We start from the raw sequence: 24,475 nt of genomic DNA, 5'->3' as shown, positions 1-24,475 counted from the left end.
TCAGTTGGGCCGCCCCCGAGGGTTGAGCCGGGCGGCCCACGGTCGATGCGTCGAAAGGAGGCGATACCTTGCCCGAGGACCCCTTCACGACCTGACCAGCAACAGGCGGTGTCCGCAGGCGGCGGCCCGCCTTCTTTCTTGCGCGGCTCCGGTTGGCAACAGGTTGCCTCCTGGGCCCACGGCATCGGGTCACCGCCCCGAGCCGGCAGCCCGATGAATGACCGGGCGTGGACGACCCTGGCCGCCGGCCGCCCCGGCGGTCTACCTGGGACCCCCGGAGTCCCCTATGATCGTCTCCGACGGGCGGGCCTTCGATAGCCCGGCAGAGGGGACGGCACGGGGGAACCGATGAGCGATCCCGGAGATGAGGAGCCGTGGAGGCCGACGGGGCGGCAGGTCGCCCGTGCCGAGCGCTCCAGGGGCATGCTCCGAGCCCGCCGGGTGCCCATGTACCGGGGCCCCCTCTACGTCGATGACGACGAGGAGGTCGCCCTTCGGTCCGGACCCGAGGTCGCCGGCCGGATGCTGTCCCTCTGGGTCGTCGTCCTGCGGGCCGAGGGGATGCCCCGGCTGGAGGCGTGGGACCTGATCGACCGGCTCGTCCTGCGGGAGGCCCTCAGCCCACAGGAGGAGGGCTTCCTGGCGGATGCCGAGCCCGACCCGGACACGAGCCGGGCGTATACTGGCGCCTGGAGGCCATCTGGGTGCTGCTCTGGGCGTTGGGGCGGGTCGAGGAGTTGGGCTGGCCGGTCGGGATGTGCGACGTGCCCCACCTCGTCGAACTGGTGAAGCCCTTCGAGGGGTCATCCGAACTCGTCACGGGCGGGACGCTGAGGCCAGCGTCCGAAATCCTGGATGAGCAGGACCTCATCATGCGGGTCCACTGGGCCGTCCGGGACGCCTGGCTCAAGGGTCACATGGTCCCCGAGCACCTCGACTGGTCTGAGGGGGGCGAACCGGTCGACGTGTCGGAGTGCGCCGCCGTCGGCGTCGTCGAGCAGAGGCACCATGCCCTGAACTGGCTCGTGCGGTTCCTGGACGCCGACTGGGATGAGGTCGATACCCCGACCTGACCCCCCTCCGGAGGGCGGCCATCTCAGGGGCCGGGAATCCCGCCGATTGCCCCTTGATGAGCGGGGTGTAGCGACGATCCCGTCGCCGAATGGTCAATTGTCTAATTCTTCGCTGTTTCGTCCCAGCCGGGGGACCCTACCGGGGAGGGTGGAACGCCACCGAGTTCGGGTCCCTTCCTCTACCAAAAACTCTCGGCCTCCGATGCCATTCTGCGGCCCATGCGATACGCCTCGCCTCCTGGATGTGCCGGGAGCGTTCACTGGATAAATCATCCAGTTGACGGACGCCTGGCGTCGATGAGATCGCATCCCTGCCTGATCCCGGTAGGCGAGGCCATCGAGATGGTAGGGCGTGTGGACCCCAGGGTCATCCACGAGACAGACCGTCAGGGGCACGGGCCCCGGCCCACTCCCCACCCTCAGCCTCCCGGGCATCGGGGTCTTCGTTCAGCAGGAAGGGCTTGATCTGTTCTGGGGTCAGCAAGGGGCGCCTCCGTTCGTCTCGATCCGGCTCCTCGATCGGGATTGTATCGTACGCCACAATTGACTCGCCCGGGACGTTTGCCTCATCGGGTTTTTTGTACTCCACAACAAATCGTCCCCTTGCGGAGACTTTCAGAGATGGGCTGCCTGCGGCAACTACTGAGGTCGATGTCCGTTCGACACCGCCCCTGACGGGGACGGGCCTCCGGACACCGTCTCGGCGTGACTCCAGGAGGGGATGAGCGAGTCTAAAACACCGAGCCATTCCTCCTGCTCATGATCGACCCCCGTGCCGTCGTCGTCGACGCGAGGCTGGGGTCACGATACAACCGATGACCGGGGAGACTCGATCGGGCGGCCGTCGGCACGGGTGAGCGGAGCGAGCCCGTCGCCACGGCCTCCCGCATCCCGTGCGAACGCAGCGAGCCGGGTGAAGCCGAGGGACCTGATGGCCTCGACCCGACCCGGCCCGTGCCCATCAGACGCCCAGGTCCGGGCGGCGCCGGAACAGCATCTTGTGCTGGTTCATGTCCTCCAAGCCCTACTAACCGTGGTTTCCAGGCGACTGCCACTCTCGGGCGTCGATGATCTGGCGGATTTGGGCGATCAGGCCCTCGGGGTCGCCCGGCTGGCCAAGGGTGGCGTCCAGGGATTCGTAGATCAGTCCGCAGTCCCGGGGTGCCATGCCACCGGCCTCGGCGTACTCCAGAATCTTGGAGATGATCAGTCGTACCCGGCGGTAATCGTTTAGCGTCATGCCGATGTCCCCTCCAGTATCTTGTCGGCGAGAGCCAGCCGGTCGCTTTCCGGCGGATTCCGGCCCGCTGATGATCCATCGCAGAGGCGGGCGTCCCTCGCCCGTCAGCCTCTCGTCCCGCCCCATCCATCATTAGCGAGGGACCGGCCTTGGGTCAATATCAAAATGTGATAATAAGTAACAACCCGTTTGTCTTAAAGTTTGTTGCCGCAAGTCGTTGCAGAGCCTCCATGTCGGGAAACGGGCAACCGGGGCGTCTTCTTTTAATGGATTCGGAGTCCGGTCCGATCGCCGGCTGTCGGGCACTTCGGCGTGGAATATTATTGCGGCGGCCCGAGGTCCTGGCCCACATCCTGGAGGTTCCCTTCGTTCGACGCCTGCCCGGCTGGATGTTGCCTCACGTCCGCGCCGCCTCGACTGGATGATTCATCCAGTCGAGGTATCCGGGGCACCAGAGGGTTCGCCTCCCGGCCGCCCCGGCGAGGTTGCGTGTCTCGGGGTGGCCATATTTTTAGACCTGAAGAATGGTGTCGGACCAGGCTATGAGGTGATGACGGGAAAATTTGTGGCGTCCACAAATAATCGCGCCGTTGCACTCTACTATACTGACAACTGCTGACAACCTCCACCGACTTCCATCAACTATCACGCTCGTTGACAATACGGCTTGGCTCCAGGTTCTTCGGAGTATCTCTCCCTCTGGTTCTACCAGTAAAAAGACTCCGGACCCCGCAAGGGGTAACAGGCGGCCCGAGAAGGTACCAACTTCTCGGGCAGGGGTAAGCCGCAGAGCACCGCAATAGAGCGGGACCGGCAACCCCGACGAAACGGCCACTCAAGTACAAATCCTGGCGCCGGTTGCCCGGCGTTAGGTTAAGGGGGGTGGCCTGGCCTGACGGACCGATCCGAGTCGTCGCCGTCGGGATGGGATCGAGCAATGCAATCGTTTTGACCCGCCGCAAGGCGGGGGTTTTCCGGGCAACGGCCTGCTAGAGGATGCAGGATTCGAATCCTTCACGGGATTTGTCTTAGTCGATACGTCGGGCGGGTCAAGCCGCCCCGGCAGGGATAACACCCTGCTGCCGGTCCACTCGTGATATGGCCGAAAGGCCAGACCAAGACGCGCAAACATTGCCGACTGCGTTCAACTGCCGTAAAGGGGCCAAGCGAGGTGCGTGCTCTGTCTCTACCCTTATTAACTCTCCCCCAAAGAAAGGGGGGCAAAGAGTAAAATCACAAGGGGAAGAGACGGGGTATGTACTCTACTACTCTTGGTCTAGGCAATTGAGATCAGGCAATCGTCCATGAACCTCCCGAACCAATCCATCTACAACGAGACCCCTATTCCTTTCGGCGCCGGCAGGTCTCCTTCGTCCTCGGGTACGAGGTGATCATGTTGTCTATCAGTGACTCTGCCAGTCGAATCGGGGGCAATGATCGGCATCGCGTCCCATACGCCCACCAGCAGGGCTTCCAGCCCGAGGTCGCCCGGTACCAGGGCGCCCGGTCCTACACCGGAGACGACGTTCGCGTGGCCGAGGCTTGGCCCCCACCGCATGCGTCCGGTTGACCTCTCAGCCTCCCCCGGCCCTATCCCTGGGGTCCTCTTCATGATCCGGGTCCAGGAGAATCAGTCCCAGAGCCGTGCAAAGCCGATCGAACGTGTCGCTCCTCAACCGGGAGCCCTGCCTCATGAAGCGGCGGGCCACATGCTCATTTACCCCCGATATTTTCGCCAGTCGCCAGGCGGTCAGCCCACGCCGCCGTACTGCACTTCGGAGCGTATCACTCGGGGGCTCCCCGGGGCAGTCGCCGTCCCGGCGCCTGAAGAACTCGTCCATCGCACCCTCCTGTAACGCCTCAGAGCCCCTGGGCCCTTCCCATGACCGATGGTGGGGCCGATCTCCTGGTCGCCTCGTCGGTCGTGGTTGTTTTTCGCTCGCCCTCGGCCCGCCCTCCCAAGCCGCCCCTGAGCGATCCTCCGTCGAGGCGGGTACAGTGATGCCGCCGTGGCAACCCGGCGACCATGTACGGAGAGAAACCGCTCGCACGGACATCAGAAGTAGATCGGGGGGAGAGGAATCTCTTCGATCTCCTCCCGATGGTCCTCGGCGTAACGCATCGCCTCCTCCGCCGAGGGGAACTGGCCGATCATTAGGACAGACAGGGCGGCGAGGCCCTGCGCAGGTCGGCCCGTCGTCGAGTTAAGACTCGATAGTCGGCTAAGCCGCCAGGTCCCGTCCTCCTGCTGGGCGATGGCGTAATCCCCGTGGGAACCACGTCCTGAACGGTAGTAACCCGGCGAGCGCTCGTTCCAAACGAGTTTCATGGATGTCTCATTTGTGTTCTGTGGTGTGTAGTGTAGAGGAGGTCGTTGAGTGGTCAGGGATCACCGGCCGCACATCGACCTCCGAAATTGCCTCCTCCAGGCTATCGAGGAACTGCGGCAGGGCGAATCCGCCTGCGAGGATGCGGACCCGATCCAGGCGGCCCCGGCGTCCAGGAGGCGTCGGCTGAGCACCGGCTCCTCATCCTCGCCATGCAGGACCACACCGCCGCCGGAAGGGGCAAGGCCCGCAAAATGCGGGAGTGGCCCGCCGGTCGTTTCCCTGGCGGCCAAGTTGAGAGCCATTAGGGATTTGCGCAGGCCGGGGGCCCCGTCGAGGAGGCCCAGTTCACCCGCCTGCAAAGCGATCCGGCCAGAGCCAGGCCCAACGGCGGCGTCCCTTTCGCCCCCGGTGCGTCGATTCCCAGCCCCCCCGAGGGCTGTGCCGACTATCTGCGGGGAGTTATCGCTGCCGGAGATGTTCTCGTTGATCGTCATCTTCGCCGGGGTCGCCGGGTGACTGGCCGGCACTCGGGGGCCGCGCTACGCCGAGGCGTGCCCCTCCTACCAGAGCGTCCAGGGCTGCATTGACTCCTCGTGGACCGCCGAGATCGAGGATTGCAGAGGGCGGCGGGGCGCGGCATCAGTCCAACAGGACGATCCTGCATGCTGCCGCCGTGCCGGAGGACGCACCGCATCTCCCCCATGGCCCGGCGGCCCCGGCTCCGGTCATAGCCAGGAGCCAGCCGATCGCATTCCCGCCGGATGGTCTTGATGCACATCGCCCTGGCGGGCGCCATCCGGGCAGTGCGCCCTGGCTAGTTTGGCAATCCCGTCCCGGCCTCCCCGAAGAACGGCTCCCCGGCCCACCTCGTCGCCGTCGGCGTACCCCGGGCGGAATGTCTTTGCATCATGCGCCTTGCGGCCAGGGGCGCCGTCCTGACCTACGCTACCTGCATGGGCGCCACGATGACCGGCCTCGGACCGGCCCGTCCTCCGTCCGTACCCGCAGGAGCCTCCCCATGCACCGGCTCGCCACGACCAAGAGCCCCTCTCGCCGGAACTCCCCCGAGCCGCCCGCCAAGGACCAGGCCGACACGCTCCGGAAGCCGGTTTCGCCGCCCGAACCGAAGCCCAGGCCGGAGAACCGGCGGAACACGAGGTCGAGGTCATTCTTCGCCGCTGAGCAGCCGTTCAAGGTGTACCCCGACCGGGACGACGAGGAGTACCAGTCGCTCTGCCGGCAGGTCGCCGAGCACGGCCTGCTCCGACCGCTCGTCTGTACCCCCGAGGGCCACATCCTCAGCGGCCACCGCCGTCGACGAGCGCTGGAGCACCTGGGCTCCACCGACTACCCCGTGGAAATCGTCGTCGGCCTGAGCGAGGAACAGAAGTGGGCCAGGGTTCACCTCGAAAATCGCCACCGATCCCTGAGTACCGCCGAGAAGCAGCAGTTGGGCCGGGCCGAACTGCTCCGCAACCCCAACCTCTCCGACCGATCTATCGCCGATCTGGTGGGTACCTGCAAGGAGACGATCGCAAACTACCGCCGGGCGCTGGAGGCGTCGGGGGAGGTACCACGGACCGACCATCGGGTCGCGCGCAACGGCCAGGTCCATCCGGCGACCAAGCCCCGCCGGCTGCCGGTGTACCACACGAGGCTCAATCACGCCCCCCGCCACGCCGACACCCTGAGCCGAATCGACCCGGAGAAGCTGCCGGCCAGCAAGATCATCTTAACCAACCGGGATGTCGTCAGGGCGGCCCACCAGGAGCGGCGGGAGGCGCTGGCCAATTCCCCGTTGGTACGCCAGCCGGCCGATGCCCGGGTTTACAACTGCGACTTTCGAAGCCTTGCCGTACGGGCGAAACTGCAACCCGGTCAGGTCAACCTCGTCTGGACCGACTTCCCGTGGTCGTCGGAATGGCTCAAGAAGAACGGCGAGGCGGTGGTGGATTTCGCCATCGAGTACCTCGCCGAGGACGGGGCCTTCGCCACGTACTATGGGAACTGCCCCTGGCTGCCGGAGTTGATGGCGGTCCTCGGCAAGTCGTTGCACTACCGAGGCATGTTGATCAATTTGAACCAGTCCCAGAAGAAGGACCAGTTCTTCATCACGAAGATAGCTCGAAAGTCACGCCAGATTTTTGTGTGGAGCAAGTCACCGGGCTGGACGTTCGACCCGAACGACCTCGGCTTCACGACAGATGTATATACGGGCGATCCCGCCGAGAAGGAGGCCCACGACTGGGCCCAGCCGGTCGGCGAGAGCGTCCACTGGCTCGCCAGGCTCTCCCGGCCCGGCGACCTGATCGTAGACCTGTGCGCGGGAACTGGTACCGGCGGCGTGGCCGTGCGGCGCCTGGGTGAGGGACGGCTGTGGGTCGGATCGGAGGTCGAAGAGAAGACGTTCCGGATTGCCAGAAGCAAGATCGCCGCCGGTTTGCCCGACGGGGTACCGATGGCCGTGGCCCGTACCCCCCGGAGGCCGCCGTCCCCGGCACTGGTGCAGATGCCCGACGGATCAACCCACCGCCTGGAAACCTTGCTCAGCAACGCGAACTACAAGCAGGTCAAGGGCCAAGGGTATCTCTCGATGGGGTTGACGCTGACGCCGCGCGACAGCGGCGGCTCGGGCCTGCACCTCTGCCGCCATGCCACGGCGGGCTGCGGGGCGGCCTGTTTTGCGGGCTGGGATCGCTTGAACTGGCCCAACGCAAAGCGGGCGATGATCGCCAGGACCCTGCTGCTTGCCCGGGACCCGGACCACTTCCGGGCGATGGTCGCCTACGAACTCCAGCAGGCCCAGCAGCAGGCGGATGAGCGGGGGGTGCCCCTCGTGTGCCGGCTGAACGTCGTCAGCGACGTACCCTGGGAGCGGGAATGGCCCGAGTTGTTCGCCGAGTACCCCCGGGTCCGATTCATGGACTATACCAAGCATGTTGATCGCGTACTGGCCACCGACCGCCCGGCCAACTACCACCTGACGTTCTCCAGGTCCGAGCAGAACGAGGCGGATTGCCGTCGGGTCCTGGAGGCCGGCCGCAACGTCGTGGTCGTGTTCCGCCGGAAGCCGATCCCGGAGACGTACTGGGGGTACCCGGTGATCGACGGGGACAAGGATGACCTGAGATTCCTCGACCCGAGCCCCGCCATCGTCGGCGTGGTGGCCAAGGGCGCCGGAGCCCGGCGGGACAAGACGGGGTTCGTGGTCGATCTCTAATGCTGGGGGGCGGCACCTGACCCGCCCCCAACCAACTTGGTTGGGGATTCGTGGCTCGGGGTCAAGGCTCGTCCGAGCCGGAGCGGCTTCCAGGACACGTTCCCCTGAGCAGCCAGAACGGGATCGAGGCGATCGTCTGGGTTCGGATCACTTGACCAGCACTAGCGTCACCAGCAGGGAAGCGTCCTCGATGCCGCGCAATGAGTGCGGCTCGCCGGCCCCCAGGTGGAGCATCCGGCCCGCCCCAAGCTCTCGCTCCTCGCCCAAGACCGTGAACGCCACCCGGCCTTCGAGGCAGTGGACGGTGATCGGGCCGGGGGCGGTATGGGTAGCGATCTCCTTGCCGGCAGGGAGCACCAGCCGCAAGACCTCCAGGCGCTCGGCCTTGATCAGGGTCGTGGTACGTGCGTCGGCCAGCGCCTCGCCCAGGGGCCGCACGTCGATCACCTCGCCGGGCTTCGCATGGTCCAGGGCCATCATGAGCCTCCTCTTGGCTTGGGTCGGGGCCGGTTCGGGGTCCAGCCTCGGTCATCGACCGCTCGCCGGCGCCTCGGTACCCGGGCCCTTGAGTCGCATCCCAGGATACCCGCCTCAAAGTGGATGCTAAAGTCCAATTTGGCACGACGGGATGATCGGTCCCGATTTCAAGGGATCATCGGAGCCGATGAGCCGATCCGTCCTACCTCGCCAATCCTCCTCCTCGGGAGGCAATTCGCCCGGCAAGCATCGGGTCGTCGAGGACTGCCGGGTCGAGGACCTTACCGACGCCGGGGGGATCACCGCCGAGCAGGGGGAGGCCCTCCTGCACATCCTCGCCGGGGCCCGCCTGACTACGGCATAGGGCGACAATTCCAGAGCGGGTTGCAGGCTCAACGCCCCGACGATCCGAATGCCTCGGGGCCTGTAGCCTCCGCAATCGCCACCAGGCGCCGGGGATCGGCCGGGCCTTCGGGTCCTCCGACGGCCAGTCCAATGCCAGTTAACACCTCCGCACCATCCCCTCTCGAACTGCGACGATTCTGCGACAGAAGGGGCCGCGCAAACACAAGATGTCTCCCATGTGATCGCCACGAACAATTAACGGAAACCCTTCATTCCAAATCATTTGCCGTCCATTGTCCATTCAGAGGACATGCAAGCCCCATGCGGCCCCATTAGGCTCCGGAGCTAAAGGTTGCAGGTTCAAGTCCTGCCGGGCATACTACCCCAGGATGACTTGCGGCGATGATGCCGAAAGTACAGCGTTCTACGTCCTCTCGCCACGGGTACGACTTGAGGTGAGGAAGAGGATCGAGGTATTTCGCGATCGATCCATTTTCCCCGCCGGCCCAGCCGGCGCCGTCGGTTGAGTAGTTGACGACGTGGAAGCCTTCGGACCCGAGGGATCTTAAGACTCGCCCGCCGTCGGTCGATCGGTCCGAGCCCGCGGGGCCGACGTCGACGAACCTCGGCGTCGGTTGACCCGGGACGAGGGCGACCGCCGAGCGGTAGCCGGTGGGTGGGTCCCCCGGGCAGGGCTCCCAGGTCTGGCCGCCGTCTCTCGTCAGGGCCACGAACCCGCCGGCCGCGTTCGGTTCCGCGAATTTGCCTCCGACGGCGACGCCGTTCTCGTCATCGCGGAACGCGATCGAGAAGAGTCCCGAGGCGGTGTCCGGGGCCGGGACCGGGGTCTCCACGGCCGTCCAGGTGCGACCCCGGTCGGTCGATCGGAAGACCCGGGCGACCCCGCCGCCTCCGGTGGCGAACCAGGCGAGGTTGCCCCCTCGGACGACCAGGCACGTCCCGCTCGCGGCGATGGCGGCCTCACCGGGCAGGGCCGGGGGCATCCCGTCGGCCGGGATCGCTCGCCAGGTCCGCCCGCCGTCATCGGTCGAGTTGACCTCGAAGCGGCCGCAGACCGGGTCTCCCAAGGCAAGGCCGTGGGACGCGTCCCAGAAGGCGATCGCATCGAGGAATCCATCGGGATCGGGGTGACAGTCGAGCCGGGCCCAGGTCGCGCCACCGTCGCTCGTCTTGTAGATCCGGGACAAGTCCCCCTCGCCGATCGAGAGCACGTAGGCGGTGTCGGCATCGACGTCTTTAATGTCCCGGAAGTCGAAGGCCGAGGCGTCCGGGACCGGGCGGGCAGTCCAGGACTTCCCGCCGTCGATGGTCCGAAGGACCGTCCCCCCATTCCCGCTCGCCCAGGCCACCTCCCGGTCGACGACGCTCAGGCCTCGGAGTCGGGCCCCGCTACCGCTCTCCTGGGGCCTCCACTGGGCCGAGCAGGTCTGGACGAACGCCAGGAAGACGACGACAGGACATGTCTTCATGGAATCGGCTCTCGGGGGATGGGGAATGCCGGGGCGAGCCCGGTTCGGTGTTCGAGGCCGGGCCTCGTCGGGGCGATCCCGGGAGGTTCGTTCGGGACGGGTTCGAGGGCTGCCCGACGGTCGGGAAGGCGGTGAGCTGGGAGGGGCGTCGCACCGGGTCGGCGGGGTGGCCCATTCGCGCCGTACCTCACCGGCGCGAATGCTCGTGGGAACCTCGGCCCGGCGATCAGGGGCGTCCGATGTGGTCCGGGATGCCTCCAACGAAGCGAGATCGGGGGCGAGGATGAGTCGGATCGGCCGAGGACCGCATGCTCAGCGGTCGCCCAGCAGGAAGTTCGGGATCCGGTCAGCGGGCTCGGAGAGTTGCAGGCCGGTGACCATTTCCCGCACGCGATCCAGAGGGACGAGGCCGTCCCTCCAGAGGTACTCCAGCGAGTTCAAGGCGGCGAGGACCTCGGGGGCCTCGCCGCGGCGGATCACGGCGTCGAGGACCCGGAGCGCGGCCTCGGCCTCGCCGAGGTGGGCGATTGCCTCGGCGGCGGTGACCCGGACGTCGGCCCAGTCGTCCCGGAGCAGCACCTCCAGCTTCGGCCGTGCGGGGGCGGCTTCACCTCGGAGGATCAGGCAGCCGAGGGCCCCCCAGTAGCGGACGACCGGGTGGGGGTCGTCGAGGGCCTCGAGGAGCGCCGGGAGTCCTCTGGGGTCGTTCGAGGAGGCCACGTCGGCGAGGTCGACGATCCGATCGATGGGATACGAGCCGCCTCGGGCATAGTCGTAGATCGTCCCCTCGCCGGCGAGCCGGGGCATCATCGCCTCGGGGATGAAGCCGGCGTCCCGGGTGGAAATCAACTCGTCCCGGAGCGTGCCTCGGAGGCGATCCCTCACCTCGGCATGTTGCGGGCTCCCCGAGAGGTTATGGATCTCGAACGGATCGGACTCGACCTCGTAGAGTTCCTCCGGCGGCTTCCGCCCCCAGTATCTCGCCTGGACGTCGTCGCAGCGGCCGGCCTGGAACTCGGCGTACCAGGACCTCATGCTGGGGAGGACGCCGAAGGGATACGAGTAATGCTGCCCCCACGGCCGGTGGGGCGCATAGTTGCGGACATATCGGAACCGACGGTCCCGGATGGCCCGGACGGTGTCATCCCGTTCGTCCATGCGGCCCCGATAGAGGAACACGTGCGACCGGGCGGGGGCCTCCTGCGGGCCGAGGAAGGCCCGGCCCTCGAAGTGTTCGGGGATCGACACCCCGCAGAGGCTGAACAGCGTGGCAGGCAGGTCGACGAAGCTGACCGGGCGGTCCACCGAGGTCCCGGGCCCGGCGGGGGCGAGGTGGACCCATTTCTCGGGGAACCGGATGATCAGCGGGACCCGGGTGCCGGAGTCGTGGATGTTCCGCTTGCCCCTGGGGAGGGCCCCGCCGTGATCGGAAAAGTAGAAGACGATCGTATCGTCGGCGAGGCCCTCCGCCTCCAGTTCGTCGAGGAGGGTGCCGACCTGGGCATCCATCAACGAGATCTGGTCGTAGTAGTTCGCCCAGTCGAAGCGGATCTCCGGCGTGTCGGGGTGCCAGGGCGGCAGGGCGACCCGCTCCGGGGCGACCCGGAACTCGGCCTTCCCCGGAGGGGGGGCGACCTGACTTTCATGGGTGGTCGTCAGGTTGAAGACAGCGAAGAACGGCTGGCCGGGGTCCCGATCGCGATAGTGGGCCCGGCGACTGCTCTCGTCCCAGGGATTGTCGAGGTCGGCGACGTTGTAATCCGTCTTCGAGCGGTTCGTGCAGTAGTAGCCGGACCGCCGGAGGTAGGCCGGGTAGGGTCGGAACCGGTCGGGGATGCGGACCCGGCTCCGGTGGTGATGGATCCCGAGGGTCGTGGCGTACATGCCCGTGATCAGCGTCGATCGTGCCGTGGAGCAGACCGGGGCGTTGGCGAACGCGTGGGTGTAGCGGACGCCATGCCCAGCGAGCCGGTCCAGGTTCGGCGTCCGGGCGAGGGGGTCGCCGTAGCACCCGATCAGGGGGCTGTTGTCCTCGCTCGTCACCCAGAGGATGTTGGGCCGGTCGGCCGCGGCGGCGGGGGAGACGGCCAGGGCGAGGATCGCGGAGAACGGGGAGACGAGTCGGATCGAGTTCATCGGATATGGCCCAATGGGGCTCCGATCAGGGGAGCAGCGTCAGGGTGATCGCCCTGAGGTCCATCACCTCGGCGCCGGGGATCTCCAGGGCACGGAGCGTGAGCGGGCCTCGACCTTTTCGGAGCCGGATCGTGCCCAATGAGAGCGGGCGAAACTCCTTCATCTGTGACTCCGCGGGAGGTCGGGGCAGTGTGTCCTGGTTTGTATAGAGTGGCGGATCCCAGGCAGGGCTCACGGTGCCGGACAGGCGATGCTCGCCGAATTCCAGCACGACGGTCGAGCCCACATCCGACGGGGCGCAGGTGTAGAGGAGTTCCACTTCGTAGTCCCCCGATTCGTCCACCTCGATCTCCCAGACGAGGGAGTCGTCCAGGTCGGTCCAGTCGACGAAGTACGAGCAATTTGGGGCGTCGGAGCTGCGGCGGACGCCTCCCCTGGGCTCGCCGTCGCGGGCCGGGAGCCAGGTGCGTGGGAACTCGGCGTGGCCGACCGGGAAGGGCCTCGGATCCACCTCACCCCGGGAGTCGGCCGAGCGTTCGTCGCCGAACATCTCCGCGTCCCAGTCCGAGACGGCCCGATTGAGCCTCGTGGCGACCTCCGGCCGGGCCACGGTGACGGGGGCGGCTTGCCCGGGATCGGCGATTATGTCGTACAACCTCCCCTGCGAATCGAGCCGGTACCTCGTCGTGCGGACGCTGGTCTGCCCGCCCCAGCTGGAGAAGAGTTCCCGATCGGGCCAGCCTTCGGCGGTGCCGAGCAGCAGGGGAGCGAGGTCCAGGCCGTCGAGAGGGGCGTCGCCGACCCGGGGGACGCCGGCCAGGGAGGTCAGCGTGGGGAGGAGGTCGATGGCCCCGGCGATCTCTCCCACCGTCCGGCCGGGCGGCAATTTCGAGGGCCAGCGGACGAAGCAGGGGGAGCGGACCCCCCCCTCGTCGGTGCTACCCTTGCGGCCCCTCATCCCACCATTCCATCGCCAGCTGTTCGGGCCGTTATCCGAGAAATAGACCACGATCGTGTCCTCGGAGAGCTCGAGCTCGTCGATCTTGCGGAGCACCCGGCCGACGTTCCAGTCCTGGTTCTCCAGCATGGCGAGGGCGCAACGGGTCTGGTCGAGGACCTCCCGGTCGGGGACGGTCGCCCGCTGCTCGACAGGGGCGTCCTCGAAGCGTTCCCAGTACGCCTCGGGCACCGCCCAGGGAGAGTGGGGGGTGGTGAAGGGGACGTAGCAGAAGAAGGGGCCGTCTCGGTGGGCCTCGATGAACGAGAGCGCCCGATCCGTGCAGAGATCGACGATGTAACCGCGGTCCCGCACGGGGAGCCCGTCGGACTCCAGGGGGGGATCGAAGTATTCCCCCCAGTGGCCGGCGGTGTGGCCATAGTACGAGTCGAACCCTCGGGCGTTCGGGTGATAGGGCCACTGGCTGCCGTTGTGCCACTTGCCGAAGGCGCCGGTGGCGTAAGCGGCGTGTTTGAACGCCTCGGCCACGGTCCGCTCGCCCAGACCCATGCGTTCCTGCCCGGTCGAGACCCCCCGGACACCGGTCCTCGGGTAGTAGCGTCCGGTGAGGAACTCGGCCCGGGTCGGCGAGCAGACGGGGCAGACGTAGAAGCGATCGAGCGTGACGCCGTCCCTGGCGATCGAATCGATATGGGGCGTCCGGGCGAGTCGATTCCCGTTCACGCCGTAATCGCCCCATCCGGCGTCGTCGGCGAGGAAGACGACCACGTTGGGGGGCCCTTCGGATGACTGCGATCCCGGAGGCGAGGAGCAGATCGCGACGATCGGGAGGAGGAACGCTGGATGCATCGTCCACCTGGGCGAGGGATGAGAGGGCGTGATCGACGCCCCGAGTGCCGTTCGTCGGCCGATCAACCGCCTCCAACGTTCAACTCCCCGAACGTGGCGCGGAGGTCGAGCGGGTCTCCCAGTTCCTCCTGGAGCCGGAGCAGCTCCTGGTAGAGCGATGCTCGGCGGTCGGCCTGGGAAGGGTCTCCGGCGAGGTCGCGCCGCTCGCCCGGGTCGTCGTCGAGGTGGAAGAGCCGGGCGACGCGGGCCTCGGGGTAGAGGATCAGCTTGTATCCGTCGTGCGTGACCGAGCGCTGGAGGTCCATGTAGGCGCCGTAAATCGAGGGCCGGATCGGCGCATCGGTATCGCCCCGGAGGAGGGGGAGGAGGCTGGCGAATCCGACGTAGTCCGGCACGGGGAGCCCGGCCAGTTCGAGGGTGGTCGGCATGATGTCCTGGAGATAAATCGGCGTGTCGATCACGCGCCCGGCCTCGATCCCCGGACCGGCGAGGACGAACGGGACCCGGGTGCTGTGCTCGTACAGGTTCTGCTTGCCGAGCAGCCCGTGGTGGCCGACCGACAGGCCGTGGTCGGCGGTGAAGACGACGATCGTGGAGTCGGCCTTGCCGGACGAGTCGAGGGCGTCGAGGATCCGGCCGACCTGCCGGTCGAGGTGGGAGATGATCGCGAAGTATTCGCCCCGGTGGACCTTCACCGCGTGCTCGGTGCGGGGGAACGGGGCGAGGGCCTCGTCCCGGAGGCCGGGGCCGCATCCGATCTCATCCCGGAAGGGATACACGGGCAGGAAGTCGTCCGGCAGGGCGACCCGATCGGGCGGATAGCGCTCGGCGAATTCCCGGGGCGATTGCCTCGGGTCGTGGGGGGCGTTAAAGGCGATGTACATGAAGGAGGGCGACTCTCGGCCGCTCGCACGGCCGATGAATTCGATCGCGTCGTTCGCCGTGACCTCGCTCCAGTGAGTCCCGCCGGACCAGTAGCCGCCGAAGCGGGGGTCGGCGGGGTCCCAGGGGTCGGGCTTGCCCGGGGGTGGGCGGTGATATCCCTCGTCGGCCTGGTCCGGCATCCCGGGCCTGACGTGGCGGGCCACGTCGAACGCGGAGGCGGCGTCGGTCCTGATGTGCCACTTGCCCGTCATGCAGGTCTCGTAGCCGGCGGACGCGAGCATCTGGGGCCAGGTGCGACCGGCTCGTCGCTCGGCATCGGTTGATTCGTAGATGCGAGAGGCGTCCCAGATCGTCCGGCCGGTCACGAGCATGGAGCGGCTGGCGACGCAGATGGCGCCGTTCCAGCCGCCCATGTTATGGGCACGGGAGAAGACGGTGCCCCGGCCGTAAAGCCGGTCCAGATTCGGCGTCTCGATGTCGACCAAACCGAGCGCACCGATGGCCTCGAAGCTGAAATCGTCGGCGAACAGGAACAGGAGGTCCGGCGGAGCCGCCGAGGGGGCTTCGCCCCGTGCAGGGGCGGGGAGGGAGGCCAGCAGCAGGGCCACGACGGCCGGTGCGGCGGGGAATTGGCGGGACATGGAGGCCTCCGGATCGTTAGGCGGTCGGTCCCGGGACGCCCCGAGTTTCGCATGGGCGGGCCGACCCGACAACCTCCCGATCCCTCCGGTCAGGCCGACCGGCGGACCCAGTCCTCGGCGATCCCCCTGAGATCGGGCTCCTCCCCGGCCGGGGTGACGAAATAGTACGTCTCCAGCCGGTCGATCGTGGCCGCCAGCTCGTCGTGCTGCGGCCCCGGGAAGCCGTCGTGGCGCTCGATGTCCCGCAACAGACCGAGCACGGTGAACGGCGTGAGCGGCTCGGGAATCCGGTAGGCCTCCGGGACCTGGTCTGCCTCCCTCGGCCTGAAGGCGACCGCCAGGACGGCGACCACCACGACCGCCGCCGCGCCCAGCGAGACCCAGAGCCAGCCAAGATCCCGGTCGCCGTAGTCCCGCTCCAGCGCGATGACGGGCTCGACCTCGGCGAGATCGGCGTCGTCGTAGCGCTGGTAAGTCACCTCGGCGGGGTCGACCTCGACCGAGGCGAAGTGGAATTCGGCCGGAGGGCCGGCCTCGGCGTCGTCCGCGTGAAGATCCACCACCCAGGTGCGTTCGGAGACAACCACCACGTCGTCGGCCTCCGGGTCGAACCGGGCGACCGAGAGCCCCTGATCCTCCACCTCGGCGACGGAGAGGCCGGGGCTGTCCAGCTCCAGCAGTTCCTCAAGTTCGGGCACGAGCCCCCGGGCGACGGCCTTCACCTCCAGGATCAGCCGACCCTGCTCGGCCTGGCGCTCGTCCAGGGTCTGGGTGACCTGGAGGCCGTCGAACGGCCGGGGGCCGGCGTCGGTCGAGGCATCGACCCGCAGGCTGGCCGACTCGACGGGCAGCACGACGTAGCCCGAGGTGTCGAGGAAGTCCAGGTCCAGCCGGAGCGGCGGGACGGAATCCACCTCCGGGCCCCGGGCTTCGAGCAAGACGTATGCATACGGCGTGACCCGCCACCCGGGACGTTCGGTGGCCCTGGAGTGGACGTCCTCGGGCTGGAACGTGATCGAGTGGACGACGAAGTGTTCTTCAAGGGCGCGTCGGACGGCCTCCTCGAACTTGTCCCGGTAGTTCTCCAGGGGCCGGCCGTAGTTGTAATAGGAGGCGATGCCGGTGTTCTGATTCTGGAGGTATCGCCCGAAGCCGCCCGACTCCCGCTCGATCTCTATGGTGTGCCTTAGGTCGACGAACAGGCCGAACGGCGAGCCGGAGCCGATGTCGGTCGGGCCGTCGACCCGGGTGTCGAGGTCGATCTCGGTGATGAGGTCCTTGTAATACTCGTGGACCTTTCTCGCCTCGGCGGCCTGCGGGTGGTCCCCCACGATGGCGAAGGCGGCGTCGAGGTAGCGGCCCTTCAATTCGGGGCCGACCGTGCTCAACCGGGTGAAGATGGAGTTGGCGAACATGTCCATGTGCCGCTTCGATGCGTCGCCCGGGAGCGACTCGATCGCCTCCCGGATCTTCGGCGGCTGTTTCGGATCCCCCTGGTGCTCCGGCTTGATGTTGCCGAGGTCGCAGGCGCCGAGGCCGGCCGCGAACCATTGCTGGTAGACGTCGACCGACTGCTCGTCCTCCGACAATCCGGGGGCGACCTCGGCGTAGGCCGCCGCGGCCTCCCGGAAGCGATCGAGGGCCTCCAGCCGCTTCGGGGCGAAACTGGGGGTGGGTTCCAGCTCCTGCAGGTAATTATTCAGGTCATGCTCGACGGCGGCACCGGCCTGGATCAACGCGTGATGGCCCGGCCATTGGTTCAGGCCCCGATCGACGACGGCACGGGCGACCTCGTAGCCCCGGAGCACCTCGGCGCGGATGTCCCGCTCCCGGCGCCGGGTCTTCGAGTCCTCCTGGGTGGCGGGCAGTCGCCAGATGCCGTTGAGGTTGTCCCGCATCTGCTGGATGAGCAAGGCCATCGTCTTCGGCTCCAGGCCGTCGACGGGGCCGAAGACGTCCTCGATGTCTTCGAGGCGGTAGACCTCGGCCTTGCTATGACTGGTGGTGAAGGCGTTGGCGAGCAGACGCTCGTCGATCCCCTCGATCGGCAGCGACTCCAGCCGGCGGATCCACCCGGCCAGTTCCCGGAGGTTGCGCTCCTGCTTGGACCGGGTCAGGGGGATGCTCTCGGCCCGCCGCTCGAAGCCGTACATGAAGATGTAGGGGTTCGTGTAGCTCCGGGCGGCGTTCGGGTCGTGGTTGCGGGTCCAGATCCGGAGGAATTCCTCGGCCAGCCCCTTGGCCTGCTCGGGGTGGGATCCGGCAATCTGCTCGATGAAGGGGAAGGCCTCCGACTCCTCCCCGACCTTCAAGTAGAGCTGCGCGTTGACCGCGGCGAATCTCGGCGTGAGCGCCGGGTCGACCCGGTCCAGCCAGGGACCCCCAGGTCGGGCCTTCAGCACGTCGGCCACCTGCAGCGGCCGGGGCATGTTGTTATTCTGGGCCATCATCTGCATCTGCATGTCTTCGTCCCCCGGCTGGGAGAAGAAGATGTTGCCGTACATGTCGCGCGTCATCCGGGGGCCGAGGCTGGAAGAGGTGTCGAACTGGCGGGAGTGCTCGGCCTCGGCGAGCCAGGCGAGCGCGAGCAGTTGGAGCGACTCGGCCCATGAGTCGGCGCGGTCGGGGGCGGCCGCGAGCAGGGCGTCGACGGCGGTCCGCTGCAGCTCCAGGGCCTTGAGTCGGAAGTCGGTGTCGAACGGCCGGGCCTGGAGCCCCTGGGCCGCCGCCTTGCCGATGGCGGCGATGATCTCCATGCCCCGGTCGGGACGCTCGACGAAGCTCTCCTCCAGCCAGGCCAGCCCGAATTCCTCGGCGACCTTCGGCGCCAGCTCGACGGCCCGGGTGAGCGCCTCGTCCTTCTCCGACGCCTCGACGTCGCCGACGGCCAGCACGGCCTGGGTGACCGCCCAGGCCCGCTCCAGGTGCCCCGCCTTGCGATCCTTCGCGTGCTGGGCCAGATGGTGACGCGACAGGAGATTCAGGGCCTCCCGATCGTCGTCGGCTTCGGCCTGCTCGATGCTGGGGAGGAACTCACCGGCCTCGATGGCCCGGCCGGCGCCCATGAGCAGCTTGGCGGCCTGGCGTCCCGAGACGGCCCGATCCTGCTCGGGTGCCCCCAGCTGGGCCCGCACCCGATCGGCGAAGTCCTCGACCGCGTGCCCCTGCTGCAGCGAGGCCGCGAGCAGTCGCCCCAGGGCCGAGAGGAGCGGGGCGTCGAGCTCGACCGGGGCCATGCCGGCGATCGCGATCACATCTTCATTCGATACGACGTTTTGTTCCATGAATTGCGGGTTGGTCGGCTGCTGCACCGTCATCACCATCCCCGACACCATCTCGGGGGAGGCCGCCTGCTCCGCCCCGGGCATCGGGGGATTCGGCAGCGTCTGGACGAGGCGGGTATACAGGGCCTTCGCCTCGTCCTCGGGCAGTTCGGCGAGGATCGTGCCGCAGTCCTCCCAGTCGCCGAGGGTGACGTCGCGCTGGAATGATTTCAACTGACCGTCGAAGCCGTCGTCGTCGGCCGTCGAGCCCGCGACGGTATCCGTGACGGTCGGCTCCACCGCCGCATTCCCCGAATCCGTGAGGATCCCCTCGACGACCTCCACCCCCCCCTGCGTCGGCAGGGTGGTGGCACGGCTCGAGACGACGATGCCCCCCGAGGCCCGGATCACGGTCATCGTCGTCGCCCCCGAGATCCGAGGGGCGTTCGGCGTCGAGACGGCCGGATCGGCCCCGGCCCCGGGGCTGGTCTCGACACCGCCAGGGGGGGCGTCGGTCGGGGTTTCGGCCTGTTCGCCCTCGGGGGTCGCCCATGCCTTGAGGATCGACGACGGGCGGCGGTCGAAGGTCAACTGCTGGATCTTCTGGAGCCGTTGTTGCTTCCGCTGTTGCGCCTCCTGCTCGGCGCTCGCCTTCTGCTCGGCGGTCATCGAGGGGCCTTCCGGCCCCGGGGCGAAGACGGTCTCGGCCGAGTCGGGCATCCGATCCGATGGGGTCACCCGGGCCCAGGACGGGGAACCGAGCACGGCCGAGGAGGCGAAGGCGAGGGCGCTGAGCAGGATTCGGGCGTCCATGGTGCGTCGTCACGGGGGTTGGGGGCGGGCGGAGGACCGACGGGCGAGTCGCCCGACACCTTGGCCTTGGCGGGATCGGGGGACGGGAGCCCGGACGCCGCCGGATCGGGCGATCGGCCGATCCGGCGGGCACCCGGGAGCCCGCACCACTTCGTCCCGGATCAGGACCCTCGGCCGTCGGGCGGCGGCCCGGAGCTGGCCCCTCGGGCGTCCTCGGCCTTGGCCTTCCCCGGCTTCTTGCCGGGCTTGTTGCCCTTGGATCGGCACTGGCCGCTCTTGCAGTTCTTGCACTGGCCCGGGATGGGAAGTCCTTCCAGTTCGCCGAGGTCCATCCGAGCCAGGCGGATGGCGGCCTCCACGTCCTCCCGGTGCTTGGAGGCGGCCTCGTCATCCCCCGCGTCGTCGGCCCGCTCGGCGAGCAGGGTGTAGGATTGCCGGGCGGCCTCGATCTCGGGCTCCCACTCCTCCCGGCCGAGCCCCTCCAGGCGCATCAACCAGGTCAGATAATATTGCGTGTTCGCCAGTGCCCCGCGGGCCTCGTCGACCAGTTCGGGGTCGGCCGACTCGTCGGCGTCCAGGTCCTCGAGGAGCGCCTCGAGGTCGAGGTGCGCCTCGGGCAACTGCGACGGGGTCGCGGCGAGCAGGGCCTTGGCCCGCTCCAATCGGACGCGGTGGGCCTCGGCCTCCCGGCCGTCGGGGAGCTGGCTCAAAGCCTCGGCGTAGCCATCCGCGGCCTCGGCGGCCCGGCCGTCGGCCGCGAGTCGGTCGGCCGCGGCGAGCGTCCGGGCGGCGTCGTCGAGGGCCAGCTTGTCCTGGCCGGGTCCGTAATGGTAGGCCCCGGCGAGCACCGGAAGCATCAACCAGCAGACGAGCATCAGGTTCCGCATGGTCGTCCCCGTGTGGGTGGAAGGATCGTGTCCCCTGGACGTCTCCGCTTCGATCATCGGGCAGCCGGAGGAGGTGCTCGATCGGGCCGTCGGATCCCCGTCCGGGAAATCCGACACCTGTCCGACATTCTAACGTCGTCCCGACCCCACCGCGTCCCCGATTCTCGACCGGGAGGGATCCCCGCGCGGGGGCGGGACCCGGACGGGACGGTCGGGGACGGGTACGCCGGGCCGCCACCTCGTGCCGGCCCGGTGCAGGAGCGGCGGAAGGAGGGAGAGGATCGAGGCCCCGGTGGCGGTGGCCATCAGGGCGTATTCGCGGCGGGTGAGCCGCTCGAAGGGGCTGGCCTCGGGGACCAGGGTGAGCCGGGCGACGAGGTCGCTCGGCACGTGATTCTCGTTGGCGTCGTGGTAGGTGCCCCCCAGGCGGGCGGCGATCTGACGGAGCATGCCGGCGTCCTGCCTCGACTGGCCGCCGTTGATGAACGACCCGTTGCGCGGGTCGCCGACCCCGAGGACCAGGACCTGATCGATGGACGCCGGCAGCGTGGGCATCCCCGAGGCGGGCACGGTGTCCCCGTCCGAGAGCAGGACCAGCGAGGCGGTCCGGGGGACCCACGGGTGGGCGATCCTCGCCGCCTCCTCCAGGCCGGAGAACAGGTCCGTCTCGCCGGAGGTGAAGGCGTGGTCCATCGGCAACTCGTCGAAGATGTTGCGGACGACGTCCATGTCGATCGTGTCCTCCACCACCGGCTTCGAACCGGTGTAGCAGGCGACCACGCTGACGAGGAACTGGTCCATCGGCGCCCGCTTGAAGATCGAGCCGATCACGTCGGCCGCCCGCTGGCGTCGGCTCTGCCCCCGGTCGGGGCCGGCGTCGACGAGCCGCATCGACGGGGAGACGTCGTAGACGATCATCAGGTGCCGCCGCTCGTCATCGGAGACCTGTTCCGCCCTGCGGACCTTCGGCGGCAGGATCATCAGCGTCGCCAGGCCCCACGACAGCAGCGCTGCGCCGATCACGCGGGCCGCCCCGGCCGATCGCGCCCAGGCCTCGGGCCGCCCGGCGGGCCCGAACGCGAGCCGGGCCAGGCGTCGGCAACGCCGGGCGTGGAGCAGCTCGGCGGCGGCGACGACCAGTGCGGCGGCGGTGGCGATCAATTCGGGCAGCATCACCATGGCGTGTACCTCACCCCGAACGAGGCGAGCCCGACCACCCCGAGCAGCGACAGCCCGGCGACGCAGAACGGCCCGAAGTGGTCGGCCGACTCGGCGGCGGTCTTCTCCAGCCGGGCCGGCTGCATCTCGTCGATCCGACGGAAGACCGCTTTCACCCCGTCCGGATCCCCGGGCTCGAAGACCTCGCCCCCGGTCAGCCGGGTCACGTTGACGATCTCGTCGGGGATGGGCGAGTCCGAGATGTGGACCGCGTAGAGGACGATGTTGGACTCCTTCAGGTCGGTCGCCACGTCCAGGTCGTTGCCGTCGCTCAGGTCGAAGCTGAACCCGTCGGAGACGAGGACGATCATCCGATCCCCCTCCTCCCGTTGCTCGAGGACGCGCTTGCAGGCCAACAGGGCCTTGCCGATCTCCGTGCCGCCGAACCACGGCGGCGCGATCTCCGGCCTCATGAACGGCGGGGCGCAGCGGATGGCGGAGGTGTCGCTGGTCAGCGGGACCCAGTGGAGCACGTTGTTGCCGAAGAAGGTCAGGCCGAAGGCGTCCCCCTCCCGGAAGTCGAGGAACTCGTCGATCGCGGCCATCGAGGCGTCATAGCGGGATCCCTCGCCGAGCTTCGCCGTCATGCTCCCGGAGATGTCGACGCAGAATTCGATGTTCGTCAAGATGCGCTTCGTCCTCGGCTCCCCCAACCGCTGCGGGCCGGCGATCAGCAGGATGGCGACCGCCAGCAGCAGGGCGGGGACCGACTCGGCCAGGTCGATCAGCGCGGCCCATCCCCGCCCGGGGGCCTGGCGGCCGTGGTCGAACGGCAGGACGACTCGCCGGCCCGGCCGCCTCCAGACGCGGCGCAAGAGCAGGATCGGCGCGACGAGCAGCACTAGGGCGATCGGGTGGGCGAAGCTCAGGTTCAGGCCGAACATCGGGTCAGGCCCCCTTTCCCGCGGCGTCGGGAGACCCAACGGGCTCGAGTGTGTCGGCCGGGAGGTCGCGATACGGTTTCAATAATTCGATGATGTCGATGTTTTCTTGGGATGGCCCGGGGGGCCGATGGAGCCAGTCCTCCAGGCTCCGGAAGACCGGCCCGGCCTCGTCGTGTTCCCGGAGGATGGCCACGGCCCTCGCCGGGTCGATCCCCTCCAGCCCGGCTCGACGGCGCCAGTAGCCGATGAGCAGCCGCTCCAGCTCGGCCCGGCCGGCGGGGTCGAGGTCGCCTCGGGAGGCGCCTTCGACCAGGGGCCTCAGCCGCTCGGCCAGCGTCCTCGGCCGCACCGCGACCGGGGAGGCCGAGACGCGTCGCCTCCGCCCCCCGAAGAGCAGGTAGGCCAGGCCGGCCAGCCAGAGGATCGCGACGGCGAGGACGAGGGCCCGATACCCCCAGGGCCGGGGCGTCGGCCGTCGACTCGGGGCATTCGGCTCGACCTGACCGGGGGGGAGGACCGACCGGATCGAGACGGGGATGGGGGCGAGGTCGGCCGTCGAGCTGCGGTCCTTGCGGCGGAGGTAGTCGGTCAGGTCGTACTCGCCCGGCTCCAGGCCGAGGAATTCCAGCTCGTAGCGCCTCCTGGAGCCGTGGGGATCGACCCGGACGACCCGGAGCACGATCGGGGTCTCCCGGTCGTCCCTCGGGACGGCCTCCAGCTCCGGGCCGGGGAGGATGACCTCGATCCGTTCGGGCATGCCCACCGAGCGGCCGGGCAGGGGGGGATCGTCCTCGGCCTCCCCCGGCGAAGCGAGGCACAGGGCGGCCAGGGCGGCGACTATCCCCCCCGATCGGCGATGAAATGATGGTCCGCTCATCGGATCAGCGGGCCCCCCTCCCCAGGATGTTCCGGTTCTTGAAGAAGTGCCGGACGGTGGAGACGAACGGCACGTCGGTCTCGATCCGGAGGTGGTCGATCCCGGCCCGCTTCAGCTCGTCGGTGACGTGGGCCTGCTCGAGCCAGCCGTCCCGCCCCCGGACCACGAAGGACCGGCCGGTCTCCGCCTCCCGGGCCCGGAGGAAGCCGACCCCCCGGAGGCCGACCTCGGCCGGGTCCCGGAGCTGGAGCACCGCCACGTCGTGCCGCTGCCCCAGCCGCTTCAGGCCGGGGAGCGACTCGGGGTCGTGCAGGTCGCTCAGCAGGATGATCAGGGCCCGTTGCGGGAGGGTCGAGGAGAGCTGGGCGATCCGCCCCGAGAGGGTCGTCTGCTCGTCGAACCGAAAGGTCCGGAGGCGGTGGAGCCACTGCATCACCGCGTCCTTCGAGAGGCTCGGCCGGACGTGGATCCCCCGCTCCCCCACGCCCAGCAACCCGACCGGGCTGATCCGGTCCAGGCAGGCCAGGGCCAGGCCGCCGGCCAGGAAGACCGCCGTCTCGTACTTGCTCCGCGCGATCGAGCTGATGGTCATCGAGGCCGACGTGTCGACCAACAAATACACCGGCAGGCGTTTCGGCGCCTCGTATTCCTTCACGTGGACCTTCCGGGTCCGGGCGGTGACCCGCCAGTCGATCGCCTTGATCGGGTCGCCGTACTGGTAGGGGCGCGACTGGACGTATTCCAGGCCCGAGCCGAGCAGCGGGGAGCGGTCGGTGCCGTAGCTGAGGCTGTCGGCCAGCCGCTTGACGGCGACCTGGAACTGCCGGGAGTCCATCACCGCCAGCCGTTCGATCCGGGCTTCCATGGGCGCCCCCTCCGCCGGCCGGGG

15 protein-coding genes and 1 pseudogene are annotated in these 24,475 nt (G+C 68.4%); 3 read left to right on the top strand and 13 right to left on the bottom strand.

The window, feature by feature from the left end; genetic code table 11:
• Positions 1-348: 348 nt before the first annotated feature.
• A pseudogene (locus ElP_RS41380) lies at positions 349-1,073 on the top strand (DUF4272 domain-containing protein).
• A gap of 1,027 nt (positions 1,074-2,100) precedes the next feature.
• Here ElP_RS41380 and ElP_RS26640 read toward each other — a convergent pair.
• Both ElP_RS26640 and ElP_RS41375 read right to left on the bottom strand, forming a co-directional pair.
• On the bottom strand, positions 2,101-2,313 hold the full coding sequence (locus ElP_RS26640; protein ID WP_145275435.1) for a hypothetical protein: 213 nt from the start codon (positions 2,311-2,313) through the stop codon (positions 2,101-2,103).
• Between the two features lie 2,389 nt (positions 2,314-4,702).
• On the bottom strand, positions 4,703-5,137 hold the full coding sequence (locus ElP_RS41375) for an AAA family ATPase (protein ID WP_145275433.1): 435 nt from the start codon (positions 5,135-5,137) through the stop codon (positions 4,703-4,705).
• 524 nt (positions 5,138-5,661) lie between these two features.
• On the opposite strand from ElP_RS41375, the gene ElP_RS26630 reads away from it, so the two are divergent.
• Entirely contained in the window at positions 5,662-7,863 is a 2,202-nt protein-coding gene (locus tag ElP_RS26630; protein ID WP_197446393.1) for a GP88 family protein, read from the top strand.
• A gap of 147 nt (positions 7,864-8,010) precedes the next feature.
• Here the strand turns inward: ElP_RS26630 and ElP_RS26625 are convergent, their stop codons facing one another.
• Positions 8,011-8,340, bottom strand: coding sequence for a cupin domain-containing protein (locus tag ElP_RS26625; protein ID WP_145278741.1), 330 nt, complete (start codon positions 8,338-8,340; stop codon positions 8,011-8,013).
• Between the two features lie 187 nt (positions 8,341-8,527).
• On the opposite strand from ElP_RS26625, the gene ElP_RS38715 reads away from it, so the two are divergent.
• Positions 8,528-8,704 (top strand): hypothetical protein, encoded by a 177-nt coding sequence (locus ElP_RS38715; protein ID WP_197446391.1) that lies wholly within the window; start codon positions 8,528-8,530, stop codon positions 8,702-8,704.
• Positions 8,705-9,017: 313 nt separating this feature from the next.
• Here ElP_RS38715 and ElP_RS26620 read toward each other — a convergent pair whose 3' ends face one another.
• The 10 genes from ElP_RS26620 to ElP_RS26575 form a co-directional block, all read right to left on the bottom strand.
• Positions 9,018-10,175, bottom strand: a complete 1,158-nt coding sequence (locus ElP_RS26620) for a WD40/YVTN/BNR-like repeat-containing protein (protein WP_145275429.1) — start codon at positions 10,173-10,175, stop codon at positions 9,018-9,020.
• A 312-nt stretch (positions 10,176-10,487) separates the two neighbouring features.
• Positions 10,488-12,311, bottom strand: coding sequence for a sulfatase-like hydrolase/transferase (locus tag ElP_RS26615; protein WP_145275427.1), 1,824 nt, complete (start codon positions 12,309-12,311; stop codon positions 10,488-10,490).
• 25 nt (positions 12,312-12,336) lie between these two features.
• Positions 12,337-14,037, bottom strand: coding sequence for an arylsulfatase (locus tag ElP_RS26610; protein ID WP_231749272.1), 1,701 nt, complete (start codon positions 14,035-14,037; stop codon positions 12,337-12,339).
• Positions 14,038-14,180: 143 nt separating this feature from the next.
• Positions 14,181-15,644 (bottom strand): sulfatase-like hydrolase/transferase, encoded by a 1,464-nt coding sequence (locus ElP_RS26605; protein WP_145275423.1) that lies wholly within the window; start codon positions 15,642-15,644, stop codon positions 14,181-14,183.
• A gap of 89 nt (positions 15,645-15,733) precedes the next feature.
• Positions 15,734-19,720, bottom strand: coding sequence for a hypothetical protein (locus ElP_RS26600; protein ID WP_145275421.1), 3,987 nt, complete (start codon positions 19,718-19,720; stop codon positions 15,734-15,736).
• A gap of 161 nt (positions 19,721-19,881) precedes the next feature.
• Positions 19,882-20,607: a hypothetical protein gene (locus tag ElP_RS26595; protein ID WP_197446390.1), complete on the bottom strand. Its 726-nt coding sequence runs from the start codon at positions 20,605-20,607 to the stop codon at positions 19,882-19,884.
• Positions 20,608-20,736: 129 nt separating this feature from the next.
• On the bottom strand, positions 20,737-21,786 hold the full coding sequence (locus tag ElP_RS26590; protein WP_197446389.1) for a vWA domain-containing protein: 1,050 nt from the start codon (positions 21,784-21,786) through the stop codon (positions 20,737-20,739).
• Positions 21,780-22,709, bottom strand: a complete 930-nt coding sequence (locus tag ElP_RS26585) for a vWA domain-containing protein (protein ID WP_145275419.1) — start codon at positions 22,707-22,709, stop codon at positions 21,780-21,782. Before ElP_RS26585 ends, ElP_RS26590 begins: the two co-directional genes overlap by 7 nt.
• 4 nt (positions 22,710-22,713) lie before the next feature.
• Positions 22,714-23,586, bottom strand: coding sequence for a hypothetical protein (locus tag ElP_RS26580; RefSeq protein ID WP_145275417.1), 873 nt, complete (start codon positions 23,584-23,586; stop codon positions 22,714-22,716).
• Positions 23,587-23,590: 4 nt separating this feature from the next.
• On the bottom strand, positions 23,591-24,451 hold the full coding sequence (locus tag ElP_RS26575; protein WP_145275415.1) for a DUF58 domain-containing protein: 861 nt from the start codon (positions 24,449-24,451) through the stop codon (positions 23,591-23,593).
• Positions 24,452-24,475 lie beyond the last annotated feature (24 nt).

The organism is Tautonia plasticadhaerens (assembly GCF_007752535.1).
Classification (GTDB): domain Bacteria; phylum Planctomycetota; class Planctomycetia; order Isosphaerales; family Isosphaeraceae; genus Tautonia; species Tautonia plasticadhaerens.
The sequence above is the reverse complement of the archived record's forward strand: the minus strand, read 5'-3'. Positions and strand labels throughout refer to the sequence as shown.